Origin of the sequence: Arthrobacter sp. NPDC058288 (assembly GCF_042880995.1) — a bacterium.
GTDB lineage: Bacteria > Actinomycetota > Actinomycetes > Actinomycetales > Micrococcaceae > Arthrobacter.
Window position 1 is genome coordinate 1 of the sequence record NZ_JBHVYH010000003.1, and the last position, 26,124, is coordinate 26,124.

Sequence of the window (26,124 nt, forward strand, 5' to 3'; positions counted from 1 at the left end):
GCGCGCTTTGGCCCGGAACCTGCCCGGCACCAGCTCCCCGGCCGGGCAGCCCCGCGCAGCAAAAGGGGCCCCGGGGTCCAGGAAATGCCCCTCCAGGGCAGCGGCAGCGGCCGGGTCCAGACCGGATGTTTCATCACACATCACCCGTGCGTGCTGCCACGACATGCGCCCTGACCCCAGCGCGGACAGGGTCAGGGGCAGCCCGGTGGTCAAGGCGGCCGACTCCGCCAGGAACGCCGCGGCCGAGCGTTCACTCACCGTCAACACACACGCCACCTCCGCTGTCACTGCCATGTCCCGGGCAGTGCGCTCTTGCGGGGAAACGGCCGGCGCCGCCATCGCTGCGGCCGCGGCCGCGTATCCGGCGGCGAAGTGCACTTTCAGCGCGGCCAGCATGGCTTCCATGCCCGCCCACCCCCGCCAGGCCGTCCAGGCACGCGTCCGCTTCGTCCCGAAGAGGGTCAGCTTCAGTCGGGGCCGCGCTTCCGGCCACGCGACTGGCGAACGCAGCCAAGGCAGAAAGGGAGGCCGCCATGCCCTCCAACGTCTCCGCAACTGCTTTGCCGTCCATCCCCACAGCATGCCAGCAGGCACCGACAAAAAACCCCGCTTCAAAGCCACCCCGCTTCAAAGCCGCAGGCAGAGTCAGCCTTCCAGGATCTGCCTGATCCCGAACTCCCCGACGGCGAACATCCGCGGGTTATCGTCGGAGTTGCTCAACATGGCCGTGGACAGGATGAGAGCCCAGCCACGAGCCCTCATCCAGGTGTCCCTTTTCACCGCGGCGCCAAAAGTCTCCATGAAGCGTTCGCGGGCGCCGCCGTCGAACATCAGCCATCCCACGGCGAGATCGACGGCAGGGTCCCCCGCCCCGACGTCGCCGAAATCGATGACGCCAGCCAGCGCGCCGCTGTCCGCCAGCAGGATATTGCCCGGGTGGAGGTCCCCGTGGAGCATCATCGCCGGACCGTCCCAGGCTTCAGCGGCACAGGCCTGCGCCCACACGGCGCTCAGTGCTGCCGCCTGCGGGTAGCGTCCACGGTCCGTGAGCCGTTCCAACACCGCAGAGGCACGGTCCGACAGCGGCACCCCGCGGAAAGGATTCACCGGGACGCCGGTTTCGGCGGGCACATGGAGGGACAGGAGGAAATCGGCCAGGCCTTCGGCGGCGGGGCCGCGGTCTGCCGGGCCGACGTCTGCCGCGGCGGCTCCGGGCACCCACGGCACGATGCTCCACGGCCACGGAAAGTCCGACGTCGGCCGGCCCGCATGGATGGGGACAGGAACCGAAACCGGGGAGCGCCGTGCTATGCCGGGAAGGTAGCGCTGCTCATGCAGTATCAGCGAGACGGCTTCCTCCCGGCGCGGCAGCCGGACGGCCAGGTCATCGCCGAGCCGGAATGTCGCGTTGTCCCAGCCATTCGCAACCCGCGCCAGCGGCCGATCGCCGAGGTCCGGCCGCTGTTCGCGGACCAGACACTGGACGACGGCGTCACTCACTTCCAGCGTGGCTGGTGGCATTCCCGCCATTCAGAGCTCCGCCTTCCATGTTCCTGCGATGCAATCCGGTCCCTTCCATTGTCAGGTACGGACGGTGCGGTCCGCCTTCGGGCGCCATGCCAAGCGGACGACGGCGGGACGTCCCGCCGTCGTCCGCTTGCGTTTGAGAACGGGCAGCGTTCTTACGGTGCCGGATCGGAGAACAACCGGATCAGACCGTCGATTTGCCGGGCTGCCTCGGTGGGATGCCGGAAGTGCTGATGCGGCTTGATGCTGTACCGGGTGCGGCGTCCCACCCGGGAGCGCTGCAGGTATCCGCCGCTTTCGAGGTCCTTGAGGATCTGGAGTGCTGCCCGTGGCGTGATGCCCACCCGGTCGGCGATGTCCGCCACGCGGATTTCGGGGTCCGCCGCCACCGCCAGCAGCACGTGCCCGTGGTTGGTGAGGAAGGTCCACCCGGCCCGCCCGGAGGCGGGCAGGCCGGGTAGGGATGCTTCCTCCGGATTCACGTCCGGACCGGTTTCTTGCCGGGGCGCCGCCACAGCGGCTCCAGGGCTTCGATCTCCTCGTCCGAGGCGGTTCCGAAGGGCGGGTTCGGCGGTGCGGGGAGCGCGTGGCGTCCCTGCCCCCGGGTGGCCCAGAGGCTGGCCGCTATGGATACGCCGAGGATCGTGGCGATGACGGCCAGGGACACCGGGGTGGGGATGTAGTAAATGTCGATCTTGAGGAGCATCTTGATGCCGACCCAGATCAGGACGAGTGCCAGGCCGATCTTGAGGTAGATGAACCGGTGGATCAGGTCGGCCAGGAGGAAGTACATGGCCCGGAGCCCCAGGATGGCGAACGCGTTGGCGGTGAAGACGAGGAATACTTCGTCGGTGACGGCGAAGATCGCCGGGATGGAGTCCACCGCGAAGATGATGTCCGTGACCTCCACCAGGACCAGAACGGCCAGCAACGGGGTGGCAAGCAGGGCGCCGTTCTTGCGGATCAGGAAGCGCTGGCCGTGGAAATCCTCGGTCATGGGCACCCGCCGGCGGAAGAGCGCCAGTGCCTTGGATTTCTCCGGGTCGAGGTGTTCGTTGCGGTGGCGGATCATCTGGACGCCGGTGTAAAGGAGGAAGGCCGCGAAGAGGTACAGCACCCATCCGGCGCTGGCGATGATCGCGGAGCCGGCCGCGATGAAGATCCCCCGGAACACGAGGGCGCCCAGTACACCGAAGAACAGGACGCGGTGCTGGTACTCCCGGGGCACCGCGAAGTACGTGAAGATGATGGCCCAGATGAACACGTTGTCCACGGCGAGGGACTTCTCGATCAGGTAGCCGGCGAAGTACTGCTGGCCGAACTCCGCGCCGTAGACCTGCCACACCAGGGCACCGAAACCAACGCCGAAGGCAACCCATACAGCCGACCACACGGCCGCTTCCCGGACGCCGATCACATGTGCCTTGCGGTGCGCGAAAAGGTCCACGGCCAGCATGAGGACAATGAAGCCAAGGACGGCCAACCAGGCCCATAGGGGAACGTTCATGAGACAAACCCGCTTCCAGTCAGTTAAACCAACTGGAGGTCTTTCCCGGTCCTCTGGGGACCTGTCCCGCCGGGCCGTTCAGGGACGGCCGGACTGACGACGGAACATTTGGGGGATACTCCCCTCCGTACCGAATAGTGAAACATATTTCACGTGTTGCGGCAATGGGTGGGCTTGGGCTTCTCAGGCCGGGGGACGCGGCTGGACGTGGAGGGTTTCCAGATAGTCCTCGTCGTACTTCTCGTCCCTGACATCGTCATTGGGGTAGCCACCGGGAAGGGTCCCCTGGTTCAGGCCGGCCAGAAGGATGTGCTCAAGCCCCGTCTCGGTGTTCATGGCGGTTGCCTGGACGGTTCCAGTGGCCACGCCCGGAATCTTGGCGTTGGCCATTTCATCGATTCCGGCCACGCTGGCGGCGGCCAGGAAAAACGCCGCGACGGCGGCCAGCCCGGGAACTGCTCTCCTTCTCCATGCGCTCATAGCCTCATCGTGGTCTGCCCGCATGGGAACGAGGCACCGTTTGCCTATGGGCAGCCTGTGAAAGGCCAGCACGGGACGACGGCGGGAGGACGACGGCGGGAGGTCGCGCCGTCGTGGTTTGACGGGAAGGCCCGCGGTTGTTCACAGTAGGTCAGTGCTCTTGAACGTTGAACAAAGCGCCCCGGGCACTCTTGCCCCCGGCGCAGGGCCGCGGCGGCGGCAGATTGCGGCCCTCCTCGGATTTCTGGCGGCGTCCTGGGCGGTGTCCCTGCTGGGCTCCCTGCCGATCCGGATAAGCGGTGCCTGGTACGCGGTTGCGGACAAGGCACCGTGGACCCCGCCGGGGTGGGTGTTCGGCTCGGCCTGGCTGGTCCTGTACGCGGCCATGGCGGTGGCGGCGTGGCTGGTGTGGCGGCAGCAGCGCTTCCCGCGCAGGGAGGCGCTCAAGGTGTACGGCGGCCTGATGCTGCTGAACCTGTCGTGGCCGCTGATGTTCTTCGGCATGTACCCGATGCTGGGGACGGCCGCCCTGTGGCTGGCGCTGCTCGTGATTGCAGCCCACGCCGTGATCGCCACCTTAGCCGTGCTGCACTTCGGGCCGATCAGTACGACGGCGGGAGTGCTGATGCTGCCCTACGTTTCGTGGCTGGTGTTCTCGGGGAGCCTGAACCTGTACGCCGCCCTGAACAACTAAGGCCCGCCTCCCGTTTCGGTTGTTGGCTGTTGTAGGGTCTGGCGGTATGGCATTGCAACTCGTTCAGGTGAATTTCAAGGCCCGGGATGACGCAGCGCTCGGCCGGTTTTGGGCGAAGGCACTCGGCTGGGGTGTCTCCAGCGAAGGGCCCGGAGTGACCAATGTTGAACCCGTGGGCTTCGTCTGGCCGGACCCCGCAGCCGTGTGCGTGGATGTGGTCACCGTCCCGGACCCCGAGACGGTCAAGTACCGCGCGCACCTCGATCTCGCCACCACCTCCGCTGCCCATCAGGCGGAGCTAGTCGCACGGCTGAAGGAGCTCGGCGCGGCGGCCGCCGACGTCGGCCAGGGTGACGTGCCGTGGACGGCCCTGGCCGATCCAGAGGGCAACCTGTTCCGGGTGCTGGAACCCCGGTCGATCTACCGGGACACCGGGCCGATCGCCGCCGTGGTGGTGAACTGCACAGACCCGCGGGCCATGGCCCGGTTCTGGAGCGAGGCGATGGACTGGACCCTGCACGAGGTGACGGACAATCATGCGAGGCTGCGTTCGGCCAAGGGCGTGGGGCCGTATCTCGAGTTCCTACGGACTCCCGTTTTGAAGACCGTTTGCGGCCGCGTCCATCTCGACCTGATGCCGTACCCGGGTGATGATCAGGCAGCCGAGGTGGCCCGGCTGCGGGCTCTGGGCGCCACTGACGCGGACGTGGGCCAGGGCGACGTGCCATGGGTGTGCCTCGCGGATTCGGAGGGCAACGCGTTCTGCGTCCTCGCCCCGCGGTGACGAAGCGGGTCATCCGGAGGCGCTGGTGCGAAGTCCCGACCCAAATGTCGAAAATGGCCGACTTAGCCTATTGCTGAAAGCATGCCAGTGTTTCGTATAGATCAGGCCTCGCTACGCTACGGTTGGCAGCATCATCATTTTTCAAGGGGGACAAATGGACTTTGCAGAAAAACTTTCAGCTCTGGCAGCAAAGGTGCGTCAGCAGCGAGGTGTGATCCAAACTGAGGAGGCTACAAAGAACGCATTTGTCATGCCCTTCATTTCCACAATTCTTGGTTACGACGTCTTCAATCCCATGGAAGTCGTTCCAGAGTTCATCGCGGATGTAGGTCTCAAGAAGGGCGAGAAGATCGACTACGCCATCGTCAAGGACGGCGAAGTCCAGATCTTGATTGAGTGCAAAAAGTCCACGGAACCAGTGAAGATCGAGCACGCGTCTCAGCTTTTTCGGTACTTTGCCGTCACGAACGCCAGAATCGCTATCCTGACCAACGGCGAGGTGTACCAGTTCTTCACGGACCTCGATGCACCGAACCGCATGGACGAAAAGCCGTTTCTCGTCCTCGATTTGAGCGACATAGATGAGTCCCTCATACCGGAACTGCAGAAGCTGTCCAAAGACGTCTTTGATCTCGATTCGATCATCAGTGCCGCTGGCGAATTGAAATACATCGGTGAACTCAAGAGGACTTTGGCGGCTCAATTCAAGGAGCCGGAGGATGAGTGGGTCAAGTTCCTCACTGGTCGCGTTTACCCGGGCCCTTACACGCAGAAAGTCCGTGAACAATTCACATCCTTGGTGACCAAGGCGTCCAAGCAGTTCCTGAACGACCAGGTGAACGAGCGCCTAAAGAAAGCCCTCGGCGCCCCCAGCTTCCCGCAAACCGACGACACCACGGCGGCGGCCACCGTCACCAGCGCCCCTGTGGCCGAAGCCGACCTGGCCGAGGCGGATGGTTTGGAAACAACACTGGAGGAAATCGAGGGTTACCAGATCGTCCGGGCAATCGTCTGCAGCGAAGTGAAGCCCGCTCGCGTGGTCCAGAGGGACGCCAAGTCCTATTTCGCGGTGTTGCTGGACGACAACAACCGAAAGCCGATTGCGCGCCTGCACTTCAACCGTACGCAGAAGTACATCGGAATCTTCGACGTCAACAAAGAAGAGACCCGAGTGCCCATCAGCTCGCTGGAAGAAATCTACGAGCACACGGAAGCCCTGCGGGCGAGCGTCAAGAGCTACCTGTGAGCGCAACTACGCCAGCATTACCCGACTGATGCCAGAAACAGCTTGAACCTCAGGAGAAAAGTGAGGGACGGCGGCGGAACTTCCCGCCGTCGTCCCTACCTCGTTTCACAGCGAGCAAGCATCACAAAGTTGCGGCTTCTTCCTCCGCCAATCTGATCAACCGGAGTTCGTCCTCCACGGCGCGGGTCGGCCAATAATCCCTCGCCAGCTCGTTTGCCCGGGTGAGATCTGCTGCCGGGAAGAGCTTGCCGAGCAGTCCGGCGGCCTGAAGCAGGGCGATCAGCACTGTGGTCCTAAGATCGGGCCCCTTGGGCTCAGGCTTGGCGGCAGGCTTAGCACCGTCAGGCTTGGTGGAACCGGAAGCCGTGGCATCCGCAACCCCGGCATCAGGCACCTCGAGATCAGACGGCGCACCGCTCAGCGCGGCGTCGATCTTCTTCCGGAGTGCTTCCTCCGGAGCGTGGTCCTTGTGCGGGTACCGTACGGCCCGGAACCGGCTCAGGTGCTTTTCGCCAACATGTTCCACGACCCCCGCCGACGCCATTCCCTCGTACACGCGCTGAACTTCGGCTCGACTGTCCAGTACGGAAACCCACCATTTGGGAGTACGGGGACGGGATTTGCCACGGATGAGTTCCAGCTCGTCCTGAAAGTCCGTCGTGGGGGCGGTCCCGGTAGCCCTGACGTGCTTTCCCTGCAGCTCGATCGCGCCGAGCAGCGCCAGCTCGGCCAGTATTGCCCCTGCCACGGTGGTCCTGAGTGCGAACAACGGCACTTCAGGTTTGCCGTTGTTGTCGTTCGTGGCCAGGAGCAGGAAGGCCTGGGGGAGGCTGAGTTCCACCGTTTGAGCTGATTCAGCGTTCATAGCATCATGGTGGCCCTGTTGGGCTGCCACCACAATGAGAATTTGCAACCGCCGGCGCCGACGTCCGCGGGAACCCCCGTCAGCGAGTCCCGGCGACGCTGCTCAGGTGCGCGGAGTCCGCTGTCCGCACGTCACGCAGGCTGGCCTGGCACTCAGCCGCACGTCCTGCTACGTCGCCGTGAACGGCAGAGGTGATTGCCTCCACAACAGCGATTTGGCCGGTTGTGTCAGGGACGCCGGGAAACTGCACCTGTGGGGCCTCCTCTGCGGCCACCGGCAACTCCTGCGTGGCGCGCATGCGAAGAATCGCGATCGCAGAAATAAGGCACCAGGCAACGTTCGTGACCACGGAGGGCCACGCTTCGTGGACCGCACCATTGACAATGAAGGCGCATGCACCGATGAGGTTGGCCACCTGGAAGCGCTTACCCGCCTTCAGCCAGCCCATAGAGACCGCCAGGTATGCCGACAGGATCAGAACTGCCCCCGACCAACCTGCGATTTCCCACAGCAGTTCCATGATGTCCTTTCGAGGTGACGCCCGCTGCCATCCGCTGGCGGAATGAAGATGGCGGGCTATGCGTGAATTTGGAGGTCCGGCCCGGATGTCCCCCGCTGGCCTGTCGTTTCAACAGCAATTATGAGGACAGCCCACCTTTAGAGCAATTGCATTCCACTGAAGACCTGGTTTAGAACTACTTAACATGGACATCGATCCGCGCCGGTTGCGCGTTCTTCTTGCAATTGCTCGTACGGGCGGCGTGCTGGCAGCCGCGGACGAGCTGGGGCTTACTCCCTCGGCCGTCTCACAGCAGCTCACCAAATTGGAGGACGAGACGGGGCACGCCCTGGTGGTGCGCACACCCAAGGGCTCAGTTTTGACACCCGCCGGCCTGGCAGTTGCCGAAGCAGGCGAGGAGATTGAACGCGCACTCAGTGTTGCCCGCGCCCGAATCGAAGGCGGGGCCAAGGTCGCAGGAGTCGTACGCGTGGGCGGATTCACCAGCTTCGTCCGGACGGTGGTGATCCCGCGCCTGCCCGAGTGGCGCACCCAGTACCCGCAATTAGCGATCAGGATCGTTGAGGACGACTTCCCTGCGTTGATGCGGCTGCTACGTCAGCGCCAGCTCGACGCCGTCGTGGTTGAGCTTGACTCGACGACCGCCGAGCAACGTTCACTTTCCGCCGGAATGATCGAAGAGCCACTACTTGACGAACCCTGGAAGCTGGTGGTTCCCTCGGGTGCCCTGCTCACCACCGAGAACGTTGATCTCGCCGGGCTGCCATTTCCGTGGCTCGGCGTCGAACCGTCCGCCGCCAACGCGGCGGTGCTCGGTCGCCTTCGCCAGTCAACGGGTGCCCGGATGGAAACTGTCCATCAGTACCAGGACACGCTGACCGCCCTCGCACTCGTGGCTGCTGGCGAGGGTATTGCGATCGCACCCACCTTAGCGTTGAGCGGAGTCCGCCATGACGGGGTGGATGTCCTGGACGTCCCTGGATTGGGCACGCGACGTATCGTCCTGCGACGGTTCGACCGGCGGAGATCAGCCAACATGCCCGTGGACACAGTCGCGCGCCTCCTAAGGGAATCGGCGGCAGCGTTCGACACCCGGTCGACATCCTGACCCGAGCTGCCGGGCCGGGACGTCGGCCTCACCCCTGGCCGGTCGCAGAGGCAATCCGGACGACGGCGGGATGTCCCGCCGTCGTCCGCTTCGGTCATGCGGCGCCCCCGAAAGTGCACTCGTTGCAGGTTAGGCAATAGTCTGGCCGGATGGGGACCAATGCCGTGAACTCCGGCGAACAGATGGACAGGCAGTCGCGCATTCTTGAGGCTGCGCTGGATCTGCTGTCCCGCCATGGGATTTCGGGGGTGAGCATGCGGGCCGTGGCCCGCGAAGCCGGCGTCGCGCTCGGCCTGGTGAACTACTACTACGACGACAAGACCAGCCTGATACGGGCCGCCCTGCGCCGGGTCGATGAACACGACCTTCTGCTCGTGGCACCCGACCCGTCGTCGGATCCGGAGGAGCAGCTGCGCAAGGCCCTGCGGCGAGTGGCGGCCGCCGACCTGCTGACCACCCGCTACCTGTCCCTGCGCCTGCACCTCTGGGCGCTGGCCCAAGCTGACGAAGGCTACGCGCAGATCAACGCCGAGGCGTTCGACCGCTATCTCGACGGCCTTGCCACGCTGGTTTCCAACGCCCAGCCCGCTCTTTCCTGGGAGGCGTGCCGGGGGCGGGCCGCGGACATTGTCGTCATCCAAAACGGCATGTGGCTGACGGCGCTTCTGGGCATTGATGAGGCCTCCATCCAGCGAAGCATCGCCCGCACGGAGCAAATCGCCTTCGCACCTCTTCAGGACCACACCGCCTAGGACCACGGGCTGCACGAGTCCTGAACCACCAGCATCGGGCGGATTAAGCACCCTCCGTAGCATTGAACGACTGTTCAAGAAACTATTGAACACTCGTTCAATCTGCATTACTGTCCCTCGTATGACTTACGCCACACACCTTCGGGACGTCACCCAAACCGCAACAACCGAGACAGCATCCACCCTGTTCATCAACGGTGCCTGGGAGCCGGCCGCCTCCGGCGCTGTCCGCGAAATCCGCAACCCCGCCGACGGCGAGTTGGTGGCCACAGTGTCGGAGGCCGGCCGGGAGGACGCCGAGCGCGCCATCTCCGCAGCCCGTGCCGCCTTCGACTCCGGTGTCTGGTCCTCCGTCCCCGCACCCGAACGCGGCACCTTCCTGCTCAAGGTCGCCGCCGGACTGCGCGAACACCGGGAAAAGTTCGCCCGCGCCGAGTCGCTGGACACCGGCAAGCGCATGGTCGAAAGCCGGATCGACATGGACGACATTGCCGCCTGCTTCGAGTACTTCGGGAGGCTCGCCGGGCAGCAGGCGGGCCGCATGGTCGACGCCGGTAACCCCGCCGTCGTCAGCAAAATCGTCTACGAACCCGTGGGCGTCTGCGGCCTGATCACGCCGTGGAACTACCCCCTGCTCCAGGCGGCATGGAAGATCGCGCCCGCCCTGGCCGCCGGCTGCACCTTCGTCCTCAAGCCCTCCGAGCTGACCCCGTCCACAGCCATCCTGGCCATGCAGCTGCTGCGGGACCTCGGTCTGCCGGACGGCGTCGCCAACCTCGTCACCGGTGCCGGCGCACAGGCGGGCGCACCGCTCTCGGAACATCCCGACGTCGACCTCGTCTCCTTCACGGGCGGGCTGGAAACCGGCAAGCACATCGCGGCGGCCGCCGCCGGCACCGTCAAGAAGGTGGCGCTGGAGCTTGGCGGCAAGAACCCCAACGTGGTGTTCGCGGACGCGGACTTCGACGCCGCCGTCGACAATGCCCTGAACGGCGCCTTCGTCCACTCCGGGCAGGTCTGCTCCGCCGGGGCGCGGCTGGTGGTGGAGGAATCCATCGCCGAACGCTTTGTGGATGAGCTGGTCCGCCGGGCCGAGGGCGTCCGGATCGGCGGCCCGTTTGACGACGCCGCCGAAACCGGGCCGCTGATTTCCGCGGCCCACCGGGACAAGGTCCACGCCTATGTCCAGCGCGGCATCCAGGAGGGTGCGCGGCTGCGGACCGGCGGCGCGGCGCCGCAAGGAGAAAAGTACGACGGCGGTTTCTACTACCAGCCCACCGTCCTGGACCGCGTCCAAAGGGGAATGTCGGTGGTGGTGGACGAGGCGTTCGGCCCCGTGGTCACCGTGGAGACGTTCCGCACCGAGGATGAAGCCGTAGCCACTGCCAACGACACCATCTACGGCCTGGCCGGGGCGGTCTGGACCCAGGACGCCGGCAAGGCGCAGCGCGTGGCATCCCGGCTGCGGCACGGCACCATCTGGATCAACGACTACCACCCCTACCTTCCCCAGGCCGAGTGGGGCGGCTTCGGCCAGTCCGGCGTCGGCCGCGAGCTGGGCCCCACGGGCCTGGCCGAATACCAGGAAGCCAAGCACATCTACCAGAACACCAGCCCGCAGGTCACCGGCTGGTTCGCGGACCACGGCAAGGAGAACTGAATGCACTTCGACAACATTGAGGACCTCGGCGAGCGCGGGTTCGACTACGTCGTGATCGGCGGCGGATCCGCGGGTGCCGCAGTGGCCGCGAGGCTGAGCGAGGACCCGGACGTGTCCGTGGCCCTGGTGGAAGCAGGACCCGATGACCGCAACCTGCCCGAAATCCTGCAGCTGGACCGATGGATGGAGCTGCTGGAATCCGGCTACGACTGGGACTACCCGGTGGAGCCGCAGGAAAATGGCAACTCCTTCATGCGCCACGCCCGTGCCAAAGTGATGGGCGGGTGTTCCAGCCACAACTCGTGCATCGCCTTCTGGGCCCCGCGCGAGGACCTGGACGAGTGGGAGTCCAAGTACGGAGCCGCAGGCTGGAACGCCGATGCCGCCTGGCCGCTTTACCAGCGGCTGGAAACCAACGAGGACGCCGGCCCGGACGCGCCGCACCACGGGGACTCAGGCCCCGTGCACCTGATGAACGTGCCTCCGGCGGACCCAGCCGGCGTGGCGCTTCTGGACGCCTGTGAGCAGGCCGGCATCCCCCGCGCGAAGTTCAACACGGGTAGAACCGTCATCAACGGCGCCAACTTCTTCCAGATCAACCGCCGCGCGGACGGCACCCGGTCATCCAGCTCCGTCTCCTATATCCACCCGATCATCGAACGCCCCAACTTCACCCTGCTGACAGGCCTCCGCGCCCGCCAGCTCGTATTCGACGCGGACAAGCGCTGCACCGGCGTGGACGTGGTGGACTCTGCGTTCGGCCGGACCCACCGGCTCTCCGCCCACCGCGAGGTCATCCTGTCCACCGGCGCCATCGACTCCCCGAAGCTGCTGATGCTCTCCGGCATCGGCCCGGCAGCGCACCTCGCCGCGCACGGCATCGAGGTGCTGGTGGACTCCCCCGGCGTGGGCGAGAACCTGCAGGACCACCCCGAAGGCGTGGTCCAGTTCGAGGCCAAGCAGCCCATGGTGCAAACATCCACCCAGTGGTGGGAAATCGGCATCTTCACCCCCACCGAGGATGGCCTGGACCGCCCGGACCTGATGATGCACTACGGCTCCGTCCCGTTCGACATGAACACCCTGCGGCACGGCTACCCAACCACGGAGAACGGCTTTTCCCTCACCCCGAACGTCACGCACGCCCGCTCCCGCGGCACCGTCCGGCTGCGCAGCCGCGACTTCCGCGACAAACCGATGGTGGACCCGCGCTACTTCACCGATCCCGAAGGCCACGACATGCGGGTCATGGTGGCCGGCATCCGCAAGGCCCGCGAAATCGCCGCCCAGCCCGCCATGGCCGAATGGACCGGCCGCGAGCTCTCGCCCGGCGTCGAGGCGCAGACGGACGAGGAGCTGCGGGAGTACATCCGCAAGACCCACAACACCGTGTACCACCCGGTGGGCACGGTCCGGATGGGTGCGGCCGACGACGGGATGTCACCCCTGGATCCCGAGCTGCGGGTCAAGGGCGTCACCGGCCTGCGCGTGGCGGATGCCTCCGTGATGCCTGAACACGTCACCGTCAACCCCAACATCACCGTCATGATGATCGGCGAGCGCTGCGCCGACCTCATCCAGACCGGCCACACCGGTGGCGCTGAAAGGGCCGCTGCAAGGAAAGAGGAGGAGCTCAGCCCGTCCTTCGCCTGAGAGGCAAGTTCCGGAGGCTATTGATTTCACCCGCGCCCCTTGTGGCCGCGGGGTGCATCGTCGTACTTTTCTGACTTAGGAGTTCACACATTGGAACCCAGCAAGAGTATTGATTCAAGCGGCATGGATGAATTTGGCTACACCCAGACCCTGGACCGGAGCATCGGCAAGTTTGCCAGCTTCGCCGCAGGCGTCAGCTACATCTCCATCCTGACCGGCGTCTTCCAACTGTTCTACTTTGGTTTTTCCATGGCCGGCCCGGCGTACGCCTGGTCTTGGCCCATCGTCTTCGTCGGCCAGCTGATGGTGGCACTCTGTTTCGCCGAGCTGGCCGGCCGCTACCCCGTGGCGGGATCGGTCTACAACTGGGCCAAGCGGCTCTCGTCGGGGACCTCGTCCTGGCTGGCGGGCTGGCTGCTCCTGCTCTCCTCCATCGTGGCGCTGGGCTCCGTGGCACTTGCCCTGCAACTCACCCTGCCCCAGCTCTGGTCCGGTTTCCAGTTCGTCGGTGACGGCACCGGGCCCTACGACTTCGCCATGAACGGCGTGGTGCTGGCCACCATCATGATCACCATCTCCACCCTCATCAACGCCTTCGGCGTGAAGCTGATGACCAGGATCAACAGCATCGGAGTCTTCGTGGAGCTGACCGCGGCCGTGCTGCTGATCCTCGCGCTGGGCTGGCACGTGGTGCGGGGGCCCGAGGTCTTCTTCGACACCGCCAGCTTCGGCGAAGGGCACGACCTTGGCTTCTTCGGCGTCTTCCTCATCGGCGCCATGGCTTCGGGCTACGTCATGTACGGCTTCGATACCGCCAGCTCGCTCGGGGAGGAGACGAAGGACCCCAAGCGCACGGCCCCCAAGGCCATCCTGCGCGCCGTCACGGCCTCGTTCCTGCTGGGCGGCCTGATCCTGCTGTTTGGCATCCTGGCCGCACCGGACCTGGCCGATCCCAAGGTGGGAGCTGCCGACGGCGGGCTGCAGTACATCGTGCTCTCCGTCCTGGGCGGACCTTTCGGCAAGGCCTTCCTGGCATGCATCGTGGTGGCCGTGGTGGTCTGCACCCTGGCTGTCCACGCCGCCGCCATCCGCATGATGTTCGCCATGGCACGGGACAACAACCTGCCGTTCAGCCGGCAGCTCAGCAGGGTGGATCCGGTCCGCAGGACGCCCAAGATCGCGGCGATCGTGATCGGCGTCATGGCCGTCATTCCGCTGCTGGTCAACGTGACGCAGCCGGCCATCTTCACCATCATGTCCAGCATCAGCATCGTCCTGATCTATCTGTCCTACCTGCTGGTCACTGTTCCCCTGCTGCGCAACCGGCTGCTGAAGAAGTGGCCCCTGCAGGATCAGCAGTCCGAAGCCGGGTTCAGCCTTGGCAAATGGGGTCTGCCGGTGAACATCCTCGCGGTCTTCTGGGGCGGTGCCATGACACTGAATCTGGTCTGGCCCCGGCCGGAGATCTACAACTCGGTGCCGCCGTTCGAGTGGTACCTGCAGTGGGGCGGCGTGATCTTCGTGGGCGCCGTGATCATTGGCGGGACCCTGCTCTACCGTCTGAAGATCCGCCACCAGACCGGGGTGCTGGCCGAGCACGCCGCGGCAGTCGCAGCACATCCGTCGTCGGGCGCTGCGCAGTACGAATCAGCAAAGCACGAAGCCCCGGAGGATGCGCTCGCAGTCAAGATGGCCGCGTCGGAAGCTTAGTAACGCCCCCGGAAGGGTCGACGACGGCACTCACCCGAGCGCCGTCGTCGGCCCTTTTGTTTTAATCGGGGACCTGCCCTCTGCCCTGTGACGTCACACAACGGGACGGCATCCCGATCCGGACAGGCCACGCCCTACCCTTGACATGTGACTTTGACTAAGATCCGCACTGCCGCCGCGAGCTCCCTCGCCGCCGCAGGTCTCCTGTTTACCCTCGCCGCCTGTTCCACGCCGGCCGCCACCCAGCCCACCACCTCCGCGCCGGCTTCCCCGGCAACGTCTTCATCCAGCGCCTCCGCCGGGCCCTGCTCCGGCGTGAAGGTCATCGTCGATTCGGGCGCCCTGAAGCAGGATGCCGCTGAAACATCCGTTTGCGTGCCCGCGGACGCGCCGATCCTCGCGTCCAAGGCGCTCGAAGAGGCCAAGGTAAAGACCGAAGGCACCGCCCAATATCCCAAGGAACTGGCATGCCGTGTGAACGGTGTGCCCGCCGCGGACTTCGACATCACCCACAAGGGCGGCACCTACCGGGAAGACTGCAGCAAGATGCCCGCCGCCTTCGCGTACTGGGCCCTCTGGGTCAAGCCGGCCTCCGGTGACTGGGCCTACGCCCAGGAGGGCCTCGCCACCCTGAAGGTGAGCCCCGGAGAGAGCCTGGAACTGCTCTTCACGGTCGACGGCGAACCGGCCGCCCCCGCGGCATGACCTTTCGACCCGCGCCGCTACGTGCAGGGGCGGCCCTCGCCGTCGTCTTCATCGTGGCGCGGGTCATCTACCGCGTCCTATTCAACGGGGCAGGCATTGCTGAGCCGGTTCTGCTCGACCTGCCGGCGATTCGGCTGCCTGCCCCGTACGCCCATGTGGTCCTCCTCGGTCCGGTCACGGCTCCCGGGCTGTGGGCGGCGGTACTGTCCGCCCTGCCGATTGCCGCCATGTTCCTCGGTTTCGGCCTGCTCAACGCCTGGGTGGACGTGGCCCGCGGCTTCGTGCACCTGGCCCGCCGCGGCCCCGTCCAGGGCCTGGCCCGGACGCTTGTGGTGGCCTGGGCGGCGCTCCCGGCGCTCTCCGACGCCGTGACCTCCGTACGCCTGGCTTTCCGGTTGCGGGGCGAACGCTTCGGACCCCGCGCCCTTGTTCCCGTGCTGGAGCGCACCCTTGAGCACGCGGGCCGCGTTTCCGCAGCCCTGGAGCTGCGCGGCTTCGGGAGCAAGGCGGCACACCAACCCGGCCACAGTGTCGAAGCACCGGTCCTCGTCCGGGACGCCGAGTTCCGCATTGGTGACGCGCAGGTGCGCGTCGCAGAATTCACGCCGTCGAGCGGGTCAATCACCGTCATGACCGGGCCCACGGGCTCCGGCAAGTCCACCATCCTCCGGGGTATCGCCGGCCTCCTCTCGCACGTTGATGGCGGAGACATTGCCGGCACCGTGCGCGTGGGCGGAAGGGACCGTGCCGCCACGCCGCCGCGCGATACGGCCCGCCTCGTCGGCGTCGTATTGCAGAACCCCCGCGCAGCCTTCGCCACCACCCGGGTCCGGGACGAAATCTCCCTGGCACTGGAGCTGCGCGGCATGGCATCCGGTAGCGCCAAGGCCCGGGTGCTGGAGGTCGCGGAGAGCATCGGGGTGTCGGCGCTGCTGGACCGGAATGTCAGCACGCTCTCGGCGGGCGAGGCAACGCTCGTAGCCATCGCCGCCGCGGTGGTGGACCAGCCGGACCTACTCCTGGTTGATGAGCCCCTGGCGGACCTTGACGCCGCAGCCCGCGCACACGTTATCGCCGTGCTTGACGCCCTTGCCCGCGATGCCGGTGTCTGCGTCATCGTGGCAGAGCACCGGGCGGAGCCGCTCGTCCCCGTTGCCGACTCGTGGTGGACCATCGACGACGGCGCGCTGATCCCAACAGCAGGGGTACCGGGAGCCGCGCCCTCGCCGTCGCGCCCTGTCGACGCCGGTCCGATGCCGGCACTGCCAGCGGACCTCGCGCCCGTGCTGACGGCAACAAAGCTCGCCGTGCACCGCAAAGGCAAGCCGCTGGTGCGCGACGCATCCCTGACCCTGCACCGCGGTGAAGTGGTGGCCCTGGTGGGGCCGAACGGTGCCGGGAAGTCGTCCCTCCTGGTGGCGCTCGCCCTGGGAGAGGGCACGGTGAGTGAAGGAACGGTCAGTGCAGGAAAGCGCGACGGCGGCACGGTCGACGGCGGGCGCGTCGCCCTGGTGCCGGACGCCTCGGACGACCTCTTCACGAGGGACACCGTCGCCGGGGAGCTCCGCGCGGCCGAACGGCGCCTGGCGCGCAGAAAGAACGGCCAACGGCCCACGCCCGGCTCGGCAGCATCACGTCTTGCCCGTTTACGCGGAGACGTGACGATTCCCATCGGTCACGAGCATCCCCGGGACCTCTCTGCAGGCGAGCGCAGGATCCTGGCCATCGCGCTGCAGACCATGGACGATCCCCAGGTCCTCCTGATCGATGAGCCCACCCGCGGACTCGATCCGGCGGCGCGCACCGCCGTTTCTGCGGCGCTGCGGGCCGCAGCGGACTCCGGCGCGGCGGTTCTGATCGCCACCCACGACCTCGACTTTGCCCACAGCCTTGGCGCCCGGATCCTCCCGATGCGTGACGGCGTCGCGCCCTCTGCCGTGCCGGCTCATGCACCTGAATCGCCCCGTCCCACCCCCCGGCTAGCAGGTGCCGCACTGAAACCAACGGTCGTCGTCGAACAAGACGCGCAGGCCCCGGCGAGGCAGCGCCGCGTCCGGATGCCGCGGGGCGTCGAGCTCGCCGTTCTCGCGGCGGCAAACCTTCTGGCTCTCGCAGCATTCTGCTGGCCGTTGCTAGCCGCGGCCCTCCCCCAGGACGCCACTGCGGCCCTGCCCTACGCGGCACTGGCGATCGCACCCGTGGCGGCAGTCGCCGTCGTGGTGTCCCTGGACGGTTCGGTCCGCTCCGCACACACGGTGGCGTTGCTCGGCGTCCTGGCCGCAGTTGGTTCGGCGGTGCGGGTGGCAAGCACCGGCGTCGGGGGCGTGGAGGCGGTCTTTATCCTGCTGATCCTGGCCGGCCGGGCGTTCGGTGCCCGTTTCGGCATGCTCCTCGGCGCCGCCACCATCGGTCTCTCAAGTGCTTTATGGGGCGGCATCGGGCCGTGGACACCGTTCCAGATCTTCGCCTGTGCGTGGGTGGGCGCGGGGGCCGGCCTGCTCCCACGCCGGGTGCGGGGCAAGGCGGAACTGTGGATGCTGTGCGGCTACGGTGTCGTGGCGTCCTACCTGTTCGGCCTGCTGACCAACCTGTGGTTCTGGCCCTTCGCAGTCGGCGCCGGCACCGGCATCTCCTATGTGCCCGGGGCGCCGCTGGGCACCAACCTCAGCAGCTTCCTGCTGTACTCACTGTTGACGTCGACGGCGGGCTGGGACACCTTGCGCGCCATCACCACAATCGTCGGAATCGCCGTGGTGGGGCGGGCCATCCTCGCGGCACTCCGGCGGGTGAAGCCGGTCTCCGGCGCGGTTCCTGGACCCGGCGGGCAGGCCGTGCAGGCTCAACCTGTCCAGATCCAACCCGCCCAGGCCAAGGACCGGCTTCATCTGGGAGCCTGAGGACACCGTTGGGAAACCCGGCCAGGGCAGTGCCGCGCCGCATCCTCCGTAACTGCGCCTGGGGCTGGGCATATGATGGCCACCAGAGTGGCGGCATGGTCACGAGACGCGAAGGGACGCAGATGGCGGGACGACCGAGGCAGGACAACAGCCAGGTCCAGGGAGCTGCGGCCTCGCTGTTGAACGGTCTTGCTGTACTGGAAGCCTTCTCGGTGCAAAAACCTGTTCTTGGTGTGACTGAGGTTGCTCAACGGGTTGGCCTCCACAAGAGCACCGTCTCACGCATTTTGAGTGGTCTCGCAGAAGCGGGATATGTCCAGCGGGATGAGGAGACGGGGCGGTATCGGCTCGGGCTGGGCCTCCTTGCGTTGGCCGGCCCTTTACTGGCGGACCTGGATGTCCGCCGTGCCGCGGTCCCCTACCTGGAACAATTAACCGAAAGCACCCACGAGACCAGTGCAATCTCCGTCTGGAATGGCCATGAAGCCATCGTCGTGGAGCAGGTGGCCAGCCCCTTTCAGGTCAAACACACTGCCACCATCGGAACCCGGTACAACAAGTTCGAAAGTTCCTCGGTGCGGGTCTTCCTGGCGGAGCTGGCACCGGCCCTCGCGACCGAACTGATCGGATCCGGGCAGATACTACGTACGGCAGGAGATGGACTGCCGGCAGACCACACCACCCACCTGCAGGAAGTCGCCCGTCAGGCCTACGCCGTCAACGACGGCGCAACTGCGGAGGAAGAATTTGGGGTCTCCGCTCCGGTCCGGGATTACCGGGGCAAGGTGGTTGGGTGCATCACTGCATCCGCTCCCCGTTCCCGCGTGCACAAGCACGCCACGAGGGACGCCCTGGTTCAGGCCGTGCAGCATGCCGCCTCGGAGGTATCCACCCGTCTGGGCTGGTCGGTTTCCCTTCCGGACTGAGTCAGCCACGCATCCGGACGTCCTTCGCGGAGTTAACCACTCAGTGGCTGCTGGACCCCACTGCGGGGGTTGCTTCGCCGGCGGAGCCTTAATGGTCCGTCAGTGCACGGGATTTGTTTCCCCCGGGAGGCTGCCCAGCCGAGTCGAAACGCGCTCAGCGGCCTGGAGCACGGCTTCGCGCAGCATCGACTGACTCTTCTGGTACTGAACCCGGGATCGGGGAGCGCTGGCAGTGATGCAGCCGACGACTTCGCCCCGGTAGTCCCGCACGGGGGCGGACACGCCGTATTCCTCGTACGTGGTTTCACCGTCGTTGACGGCATAGCCGTGGTCCCGCACGGCGGCGAGTTGTTCGTGTGCCGGATCTTCGAGCCCGCTGTAGTCCTCTCGCAGGACCGTCCGGCCGGCCAGCAGGCGGTCCGTCTCTTCGGGCGGCAGTTCGGCCAAGAACACACGGACCGAGGAGCTGGCGAACTTGTTATAGCGCGTGCCGATCGCCGCGCTGTGCTTGACCTGATGGGGACTCGCCGTCTGTTCCACGACGATCGCGTTGGTGCCGTTCCAGACGGCGATCGCGGCCGTCTCGCCTGTGGCTTCGGTGAGTTCTTCGAGGTGCGGCAGGGCGGCACGGCGGACGCCGAGCTCGGCCAGCAGCGGTCCTGCCAGGCCGATCATCCCGAGTCCGAGGCGGTATCGCCCGGTGTCTTCGTCGCGCTGCACGTATCCGGCTTCGTCCAGGCCGGTGAGCATCCGGGAGACGGTGCTCTTGTGCAGGCCGACGAGTTCGGAGATCTCCGTGACGCCTAGCAGGGAACGCTTGGCGACGGAGAACGCTTCGAGAACCGTCAGACCGTTAAGCAGCGATGCAGCGGCCCCTTGCGGTTTGTCGTTCGTGATTTGTGGGTCCAGCATGAATTTTCCCTCTCCGGGCGCTAGTGAGCCACCTGTAGCAGTCATGGTACGGCGTGCTTTCCAGTTCCAGCCAGCGGGCTGCCCTCCCCCGCTACAGACACGCGACGGCGCGTCCCAGGAGAAGCGGAACCCGGAACCTGCATCCGACGAATTATTGCTGTTGCATCACTTTAGTTGCTACTTATGCAACGAACAATACCCGCCATCAGTAAGCGCCAAGAACGCCCGCAAACTTCCCGCATTGGCCCATCACCTGACATCGGCACTAAGAAATGAATGCCAAAAGCATTGCGCGTTGTTCATAAAGGAACTAAATTGCTTTCCAAGCAACGATGTGACTCACCACACATCGGATTGCGGGACCGGACCCCCCGGCCCAGCGGACTCCAGCTCCTACCCGGGTGAGAGCGGACCCGGCCGAGAGGCCCCCGGCTTTTCCCTTCAATTCAGTCCTGAACCCACCTTTCGAAAGGACCCCTTATGAAGCGCATCGGAGTAGACGTCGGCGGTACATTCACCGACTTGTATTTCTCAGACGACGACCAGCGCATTGCTGTGGTGGAAAAGGTTCCCTCCACCCCGCACGACCCGTCCGAAGCCGTGATCTCAGGCATCAAGAAGCTCTGTGAGAAGGCGGGCGTTTCGCTTTCGGAGATCGACCAGTTGGTGCACGGGACCACGGTCGCCACGAACACCGCGCTGACGCACACGGGTGCGGAAGTCGGGATGATCACCACCGAGGGTTTCCGTGACATCCTGCACATCGCCCGTCACAAGAAGCCGTACAACTTTTCCCTCCAGCAGGACCTGCCGTGGCAGACCAAGCCCCTGATCAAGCGCCGTCACCGGCTCACCGTCAAGGAGCGCATCACCGCACCGAACGGTGACGTCCTGGTTCCCCTGGACGAGGACGAGGTCCGGGAGCGTGTACGCGAGCTGAAGGCAGCCGGCGTCGAGGCCATCGCGGTCTGCCTATTGCACTCCTATCTGAACCCGGCCCACGAGCAGCGGATCGGGCAGATCGTCGCGGAGGAGTTCCCCGAGGCTTACCTGTCCCTGTCCAGCGAGATCGTGCCCCTGTACCGGGAGTATGAGCGGTTCTCCACCACAGCGCTGAACGCCTATGTCGGGCCCCGGGTTTCGCGATACCTCTACCGTCTGCAGGAGCAGGCCGAAGGATTGGGTTACAAGCGGGAGATCCTGCTGATGCAGTCCTCCGGCGGTATGGTTCCGATCAAGGAGGCCGCCAAGCGCCCTGTCACGCTGATGATGTCCGGACCGGTCGGCGGTCTGATCGGCGGCATGTGGGCCGGTCGTCAGTCCGGCTTCGAGAACGTTGTCACGCTGGACATTGGTGGTACCTCGGCAGACATCGGCGTGGCCTACAAGGGTGAACTGCGCATGCGTCACCTGCTGGACACGAAGATCGGCGACCACCAGGCAATGGTTCCGATGGTGGACATCGACACCATCGGTGCTGGCGGCGGCTCCATCGCGTACGTCGACGCCGGCGGGGTCTTCCGCGTCGGTCCTCAATCTGCGGGAGCTGTCCCGGGCCCGGTCTGCTATGGCCGCGGCGGGTCGGAGCCCACATCGACCGACGCCCAAGTGTTGCTGGGCCGCATGCGCCCTGACCGCGTTCTGGCCGGCTCAGGTATGGATATGGATCTTGAGGGCGCTCGAAAGGCCATGGAGGGTCTGGCAGCAAAGCTCAACATGTCGGTGGATCAGGCCGCCCTCGGCGCGCTGCAGATCCAGAAGTTCGGTATGACCCAGGCGATCGAGCAGAACTCCGTGCGCCGAGGCTACGACCCGCGTGACTTCACCCTCGTCGCTGCAGGCGGTGCCGGCGCACTGTTCGCCTGCGAGATCGCCGCGGAGCTGGAGGTCCCAAAGGTGCTGATCCCGGCCCATCCCGGCATTATGGCCGCCACCGGCCTGTTGGCCACCGACGAGAAGTACGAGTTCGTCGCCACCAACCGGTTCACTTTCGCAGACGCCAACCCTGCCGCGATCCAGGCCTCCTACGAGCAGTTGGAACGCGAGGCCAATGCCCAGCTGGATGCCGAGGACGTGCCGGCCGAACGCCGCAAGCTCGAATGGCTCGCGGACGCCCGCTACGAGGGCCAGGGATACGAGATCCGCTTCACTGCTCCCGAGGGGCCGGTCGACCAGGCCTGGTTGGAAAAGGCCGAGGCAGCCTTCCACGACGCCCACTTTGAGGAGTACGGCCACCGTTTCAAGAACGGCACCGTGGAGGTCATCAACATCCGCGTGGATGCCAGTGCCGTGATGGATGACCTGCCGACGCCGGAAGCGACGAAGTCCGGGTCCCTCAAGGACGCACTGGTGGAAACCCGTCCGGTGACCTTTGAGGAGGGCGGCAAGCCGGTTACGGTGGACACCGGCTTCTACGACCGCGACAAGATGGGGGTGGGTACGGCCTTCTCCGGTCCGGCCATCATCGAACAGTACGACTCCACCGTCGTCATTCCGCCGGGATTCTCAGGAACGGTGGACGCCGCCGGCAACCTCGTTATCGACTGCCCGGCCGCCACGCAGACCGCCGAGAAACTGGCCACCCCGATCCTCATGCGCGTGATTGGCGGCGCCCTGAACTCGGCGGCCAAGGAAATGGCTTCGGTTCTGTTCCGTATGGCCTACTCCTCAATCATCCGCGAGTCCGAGGACCTCGGCGCAGGACTGTTTGACAAGGACGGCAACGTGCTGGCCGAGTCCGACTCCACGCCCATGTTCATGGGCTCCATGCCCAAGATCGTCAAGGGCGTGATCTCTGTCCTGGGCGATGATATCCACGACGGTGACGTTATCCTGCACAACGACCCGTATCTGGGCGCCACGCACTCTCCCGACGTGGCGATTATCGAACCGATCTTCCACGACGGGGAACTCGTCGGCTTCGCCGGCGCCTCGGGCCAGCTGATCGACAACGGCGGCGCGTACTCCGGGCTGATGGTGGACATTCAGGACATCCAGTCCGAAGGCACCATCTTCCGGGCGGTGAAGGTCTACGAGAAGGGCGTCCGGCAGGAATCGCTGATCCGGCACATCCTGAACAACACCCGGACACCCACCTCCAACGAGGGCGACTTCCAGGCGATGATCGCCGCCTGCGAGCTGGCCAAGTCCCGCTACATTGCGCTCATCGAGCGCTACGGCTTCGGCGCGGTCCGCGAGGCCGGCCAGAGCTGGATCGACTACTCGGAGCGGATGCTGCGCCAGGAGATCGCCAAGATCCCGGACGGCGTCTACGAGACCGAGGTGGGCTACCTGGACGACGACGGACGTAACTACGGCAAGAAGCTGCCGATCGTCGTCAAGGTGATCGTCGAGGGTGACGAGATCACCTACGACCTGACCGGGTCCTCCGAACAAGTGCCCACCGCCTATAACTGCGCTTTCGAGGGCACAACGGTCTCGGCGTTCACGTTCATCACCCGCATGATGTTCCTGGACGAGGTCGCCTTCCCGGTGTTTGTGCCCCAGAACGAGGGCATGCTCAAGCCGCTGAAGGTGATCGCCCCGGAGGGCACCATCTTCAACCCGAAGTACCCGGCGGCGACGTTCTCGCGGTTCTCCCAGGTCCAGCGCGCCGTCGACTTGGCTTTGCGGGCCCTCGCCCCCGTCATTCCCGACCGGGTCACCGCCGGCAACTCCGCCCACATCCACTTCATCTCCTACTCCGGCTGGGATGAGAAGCAGGGCGAGTACTGGGTCTACCTCGAGGTCAACGAAGGCTCCTACGGCGGCCGCGCCACCAGCGACGGTCCGGACTCCGTGGACAACCTCATCGCCAACACCCGGAACAACCCGATCGAAGAGCTCGAGTGGCGGTTCCCGATGCGCACCGACCGCTACGAACTGCGTTCCGAGCCGGCGGCGGCTGGCGAGTTCCGCGGCGGGATCGGCATCGTCCGGGAAAACACATTCCTGACCGACACCGCGATCACCTGCGAGGGTGAACGCCACGAGTCGGACGTGCCGTGGGGCGCATTCGGAGGCCATGAAGGCCTCAACGGCACGCTGGTGAAGAACCCCGGCCGGGAAGGCGAGGAGTCCTGGCCCTCCAAGGTCACCGGCCGTCAACTGCTGGCCGGCGATTCTCTTCAGATCATCGTACCCAGCGGTGGCGGTTTCGGTGACCCGCACAAGCGGGACCCGCTGAAGGTCCTCGAGGACGTGCTGGATGGCTTCACCACGGTGGAAGCGGCCGCTCGGGATTATGGCGTGGTCCTTCGGGATGTCAACGACCACCTCACGGTCGACCTGAAAGCCACGGCCGAACGCCGCGACGTCCTGGTCGCGGAGCTGAGCACCACAAGCTGATCCTGGAGCAGCAGTGAGGGGCGGTCTGGGGACCGGTCAGCGATTCTGGCCTCCAGGCCGCCCCTCGCGTTTTGTACTCATCACATCCCCCACCCATCCCCGTGAATTAGGAACCGCTATGTCCACTGCCCCACTCTCCCGATTCGTCGAGTCGGACGTCACCCCCAAGGATGTCCGGCTGGCCACCTGGATATGCTTCTTCGCCTGGACCTTCGCCGTCTACGACTTCGTCCTGTTTGGCAACCTCCTGCCGGTGCTGGCCGCAGACCTCGGCTGGAGTGCGGCCCAGTCCACGGGGATCAATACCTGCGTTACCGCTGGCACTGCACTGGTGGCCTTCGCGATCGGCCCGATCGTCGACCGGATCGGCCGCCGCAAGGGGATCCTGATCGCCGTCATCGGCGCCGCCGTAGCCTCCCTCCTCACCGCCACCGTCGGCTGGGTAGTAGGCCTCGCCGCCGGCCTTGGAATCATCTTCCTGATCCTCGTACGTTCACTGGCCGGTCTCGGCTACGCCGAGCAGGCCATCAACGCCGCCTACCTCAACGAGATGTTCGCCCACCAGAGCGATCCCGCCAAGGCCCGCCGCCGCGGTCTCATCTACTCACTCGTCCAGTCGGGCTGGCCGGTCGGCTCCGTGCTGGCTGCCGGGTCTGTCTACCTGCTGTTCCCCATCGGCGGGTGGGCGCTCTGCTTCGTAGTGGCCGCCATCCCCGCCATCTTCATCGTCATCGCCGGACGTTGGCTCAAGGAGAGCCCCCAGTTCGCCCACCGTCACCAGATCGACAAGATGATCAAGGACGGCCGGGTGGAAGAGGCACAGCAACTCGGTAACAAATACGGAATCGACGTCTCGGAGAAGGCCAGCCCACTCGTCTCCGTCTTCCGCGGGGAATCGCTGCGGTCCACCCTGACAATCGGCGGCGCCTTCCTCCTGAACTGGCTTGGCGTCCTTGCATTCGCGATCCTCGGCACGTCGCTGCTGACGGCACCGGACGGCAAGAACGTCGAGTTCGACAACGCGCTGCTGGTCCTCATCGTCTCCAACGCCACCGCCTTCGCCGGCTACTTGTTCCACGGCTGGCTGGGCGATCGGATCGGGCGCCGCAACGCGATCGGGATTGGCTGGATCCTGTGTGCCGTCTCCTTCTTCGCCATGCTTCAAGCACCGAACGGGAACTTCCCGCTCATCATCGGGCTCTACAGCGCCGGACTGTTCTTCCTTATCGGCCCCTTCTCCGCCCTGCTGTTCTTCACCGGCGAGAGCTTCCCCGTCCACACCCGGGCAACGGGCGCCTCCATTATCAACGCCTCCGGCCAGGTCGGGGCCATCCTCGGCGGCCTGCTGATCACCGCCACCCTCGGCGCCGGCACTGGCTGGATCGACGCCACCCTCTGGTGGGGCGTCATCCCTGTCCTGGCCTCCGGACTGCTGATCTTCGCCGCCCGGAACGTCGACCCCGGCAAGGTCCGCCAGGACTGACAGGCCGCAACTCCCGCACCACAGAAAGTCATCCGCCCGGCAGGAACTCCCTGAGAGTTCCTGCCGGGCGGATGACATTTAAATCGACCGAAGTCAGCGAGTTTCCCCGGCGGCAGATCACCGTCCGCAATTACTCCCTGGAGCCAGCAGAATGCGTGATCTCGCTGCGAATTGATGCGGATTTCGCGGATCTTTTCGAGGTGAAGGAGGCGCGGATCCAGCGGCGCTGGGAGGAAACCCGCCAGCCGGACCGCGACACGTTGACCATCCGGGCCGTCTGGCAGGAGGTCCGAAAGGACGTCGTGATCCACGCCCCCGGCGCAGGCATGTCGCCGGGTTCGTGAGCGT

21 protein-coding genes and 1 pseudogene are annotated in these 26,124 nt (G+C 65.7%); 14 read left to right on the forward strand and 8 right to left on the reverse strand.

Features of this window, described 5'->3' with window-relative positions:
- The 5 genes and pseudogenes from ACFVWT_RS11000 to ACFVWT_RS11020 all read right to left on the reverse strand — a co-directional run.
- Positions 1-405, reverse strand: a pseudogene (locus ACFVWT_RS11000) (endonuclease); the annotation flags it as partial.
- Positions 406-645: 240 nt separating this feature from the next.
- On the reverse strand, positions 646-1,521 hold the full coding sequence (locus ACFVWT_RS11005) for an aminoglycoside phosphotransferase family protein (RefSeq protein WP_390247852.1): 876 nt from the start codon (positions 1,519-1,521) through the stop codon (positions 646-648).
- Between the two features lie 161 nt (positions 1,522-1,682).
- Positions 1,683-2,009 (reverse strand): helix-turn-helix transcriptional regulator, encoded by a 327-nt coding sequence (locus ACFVWT_RS11010; RefSeq protein ID WP_390247853.1) that lies wholly within the window; start codon positions 2,007-2,009, stop codon positions 1,683-1,685.
- Positions 2,006-3,034 carry a TerC family protein gene (locus ACFVWT_RS11015; RefSeq protein WP_390247854.1) on the reverse strand — a complete coding sequence of 343 codons (1,029 nt, stop codon included), beginning with the start codon at positions 3,032-3,034 and terminating at the stop codon, positions 2,006-2,008. The genes ACFVWT_RS11010 and ACFVWT_RS11015 overlap by 4 nt, the downstream gene beginning before the upstream one ends.
- A 183-nt stretch (positions 3,035-3,217) precedes the next feature.
- Entirely contained in the window at positions 3,218-3,514 is a 297-nt protein-coding gene (locus tag ACFVWT_RS11020) for a hypothetical protein (RefSeq protein ID WP_390247855.1), read from the reverse strand.
- Positions 3,515-3,668: 154 nt separating this feature from the next.
- Here ACFVWT_RS11020 and ACFVWT_RS11025 point away from each other — a divergent pair, with 154 nt between their 5' ends.
- The 3 genes from ACFVWT_RS11025 to ACFVWT_RS11035 all read left to right on the forward strand — a co-directional run bounded on the left by ACFVWT_RS11025 (position 3,669) and on the right by ACFVWT_RS11035 (position 6,238).
- Complete coding sequence (locus ACFVWT_RS11025; RefSeq protein WP_390247856.1) at positions 3,669-4,208, forward strand: TspO/MBR family protein; 540 nt, start codon at positions 3,669-3,671, stop codon at positions 4,206-4,208.
- Positions 4,209-4,254: 46 nt separating this feature from the next.
- A complete protein-coding gene (locus ACFVWT_RS11030) occupies positions 4,255-4,992 on the forward strand; it encodes a VOC family protein (RefSeq protein WP_390247857.1) in 738 nt (245 codons plus the stop codon).
- Between the two features lie 154 nt (positions 4,993-5,146).
- A complete protein-coding gene (locus tag ACFVWT_RS11035; protein WP_390247858.1) occupies positions 5,147-6,238 on the forward strand; it encodes a type I restriction endonuclease in 1,092 nt (363 codons plus the stop codon).
- 121 nt (positions 6,239-6,359) lie between these two features.
- On the opposite strand, the gene ACFVWT_RS11040 is transcribed toward ACFVWT_RS11035, so the two are convergent.
- Both ACFVWT_RS11040 and ACFVWT_RS11045 read right to left on the reverse strand, forming a co-directional pair.
- Positions 6,360-7,103: a GPP34 family phosphoprotein gene (locus tag ACFVWT_RS11040; protein WP_390247859.1), complete on the reverse strand. Its 744-nt coding sequence runs from the start codon at positions 7,101-7,103 to the stop codon at positions 6,360-6,362.
- A 79-nt stretch (positions 7,104-7,182) separates the two neighbouring features.
- Entirely contained in the window at positions 7,183-7,623 is a 441-nt protein-coding gene (locus tag ACFVWT_RS11045; RefSeq protein WP_390247860.1) for a hypothetical protein, read from the reverse strand.
- Between the two features lie 184 nt (positions 7,624-7,807).
- On the opposite strand from ACFVWT_RS11045, the gene ACFVWT_RS11050 reads away from it, so the two are divergent.
- The 8 genes from ACFVWT_RS11050 to ACFVWT_RS11085 all read left to right on the forward strand — a co-directional run bounded on the left by ACFVWT_RS11050 (position 7,808) and on the right by ACFVWT_RS11085 (position 19,034).
- The gene (locus tag ACFVWT_RS11050; RefSeq protein WP_209742294.1) at positions 7,808-8,731 is read left to right on the forward strand and encodes a LysR family transcriptional regulator; all 924 of its coding nucleotides are present in this window, start codon (positions 7,808-7,810) and stop codon (positions 8,729-8,731) included.
- 149 nt (positions 8,732-8,880) lie between these two features.
- Positions 8,881-9,483 carry a TetR/AcrR family transcriptional regulator gene (locus tag ACFVWT_RS11055; protein WP_390247861.1) on the forward strand — a complete coding sequence of 201 codons (603 nt, stop codon included), beginning with the start codon at positions 8,881-8,883 and terminating at the stop codon, positions 9,481-9,483.
- A 121-nt stretch (positions 9,484-9,604) separates the two neighbouring features.
- On the forward strand, positions 9,605-11,143 hold the full coding sequence (locus ACFVWT_RS11060; RefSeq protein WP_390247862.1) for an aldehyde dehydrogenase family protein: 1,539 nt from the start codon (positions 9,605-9,607) through the stop codon (positions 11,141-11,143).
- Positions 11,144-12,796, forward strand: a complete 1,653-nt coding sequence (locus ACFVWT_RS11065) for a GMC family oxidoreductase (RefSeq protein WP_390247863.1) — start codon at positions 11,144-11,146, stop codon at positions 12,794-12,796. It abuts the gene before it with no gap.
- A gap of 123 nt (positions 12,797-12,919) precedes the next feature.
- Positions 12,920-14,506, forward strand: a complete 1,587-nt coding sequence (locus ACFVWT_RS11070; protein WP_390247864.1) for an APC family permease — start codon at positions 12,920-12,922, stop codon at positions 14,504-14,506.
- A gap of 147 nt (positions 14,507-14,653) precedes the next feature.
- Positions 14,654-15,211 (forward strand): hypothetical protein, encoded by a 558-nt coding sequence (locus ACFVWT_RS11075; RefSeq protein ID WP_390247865.1) that lies wholly within the window; start codon positions 14,654-14,656, stop codon positions 15,209-15,211.
- Positions 15,208-18,108 (forward strand): ATP-binding cassette domain-containing protein, encoded by a 2,901-nt coding sequence (locus tag ACFVWT_RS11080; protein ID WP_390247866.1) that lies wholly within the window; start codon positions 15,208-15,210, stop codon positions 18,106-18,108. The genes ACFVWT_RS11075 and ACFVWT_RS11080 overlap by 4 nt, the downstream gene beginning before the upstream one ends.
- Before the next feature lie 95 nt (positions 18,109-18,203).
- Positions 18,204-19,034: an IclR family transcriptional regulator gene (locus ACFVWT_RS11085; RefSeq protein WP_390247867.1), complete on the forward strand. Its 831-nt coding sequence runs from the start codon at positions 18,204-18,206 to the stop codon at positions 19,032-19,034.
- Between the two features lie 99 nt (positions 19,035-19,133).
- Here ACFVWT_RS11085 and ACFVWT_RS11090 read toward each other — a convergent pair whose 3' ends face one another.
- A complete protein-coding gene (locus ACFVWT_RS11090) occupies positions 19,134-19,946 on the reverse strand; it encodes an IclR family transcriptional regulator (protein ID WP_390247868.1) in 813 nt (270 codons plus the stop codon).
- A 480-nt stretch (positions 19,947-20,426) separates the two neighbouring features.
- Between ACFVWT_RS11090 and ACFVWT_RS11095 the strand changes: the two genes are divergently transcribed.
- The 3 genes from ACFVWT_RS11095 (at position 20,427) to ACFVWT_RS11105 (ending at position 26,120) form a co-directional block, all read left to right on the forward strand.
- On the forward strand, positions 20,427-24,293 hold the full coding sequence (locus ACFVWT_RS11095) for a hydantoinase B/oxoprolinase family protein (RefSeq protein ID WP_390247869.1): 3,867 nt from the start codon (positions 20,427-20,429) through the stop codon (positions 24,291-24,293).
- 118 nt (positions 24,294-24,411) lie between these two features.
- Complete coding sequence (locus tag ACFVWT_RS11100) at positions 24,412-25,776, forward strand: MFS transporter (RefSeq protein WP_390247870.1); 1,365 nt, start codon at positions 24,412-24,414, stop codon at positions 25,774-25,776.
- A 71-nt stretch (positions 25,777-25,847) separates the two neighbouring features.
- A complete protein-coding gene (locus ACFVWT_RS11105; RefSeq protein ID WP_390247871.1) occupies positions 25,848-26,120 on the forward strand; it encodes a glycogen debranching N-terminal domain-containing protein in 273 nt (90 codons plus the stop codon).
- Positions 26,121-26,124: the final 4 nt, after the last annotated feature.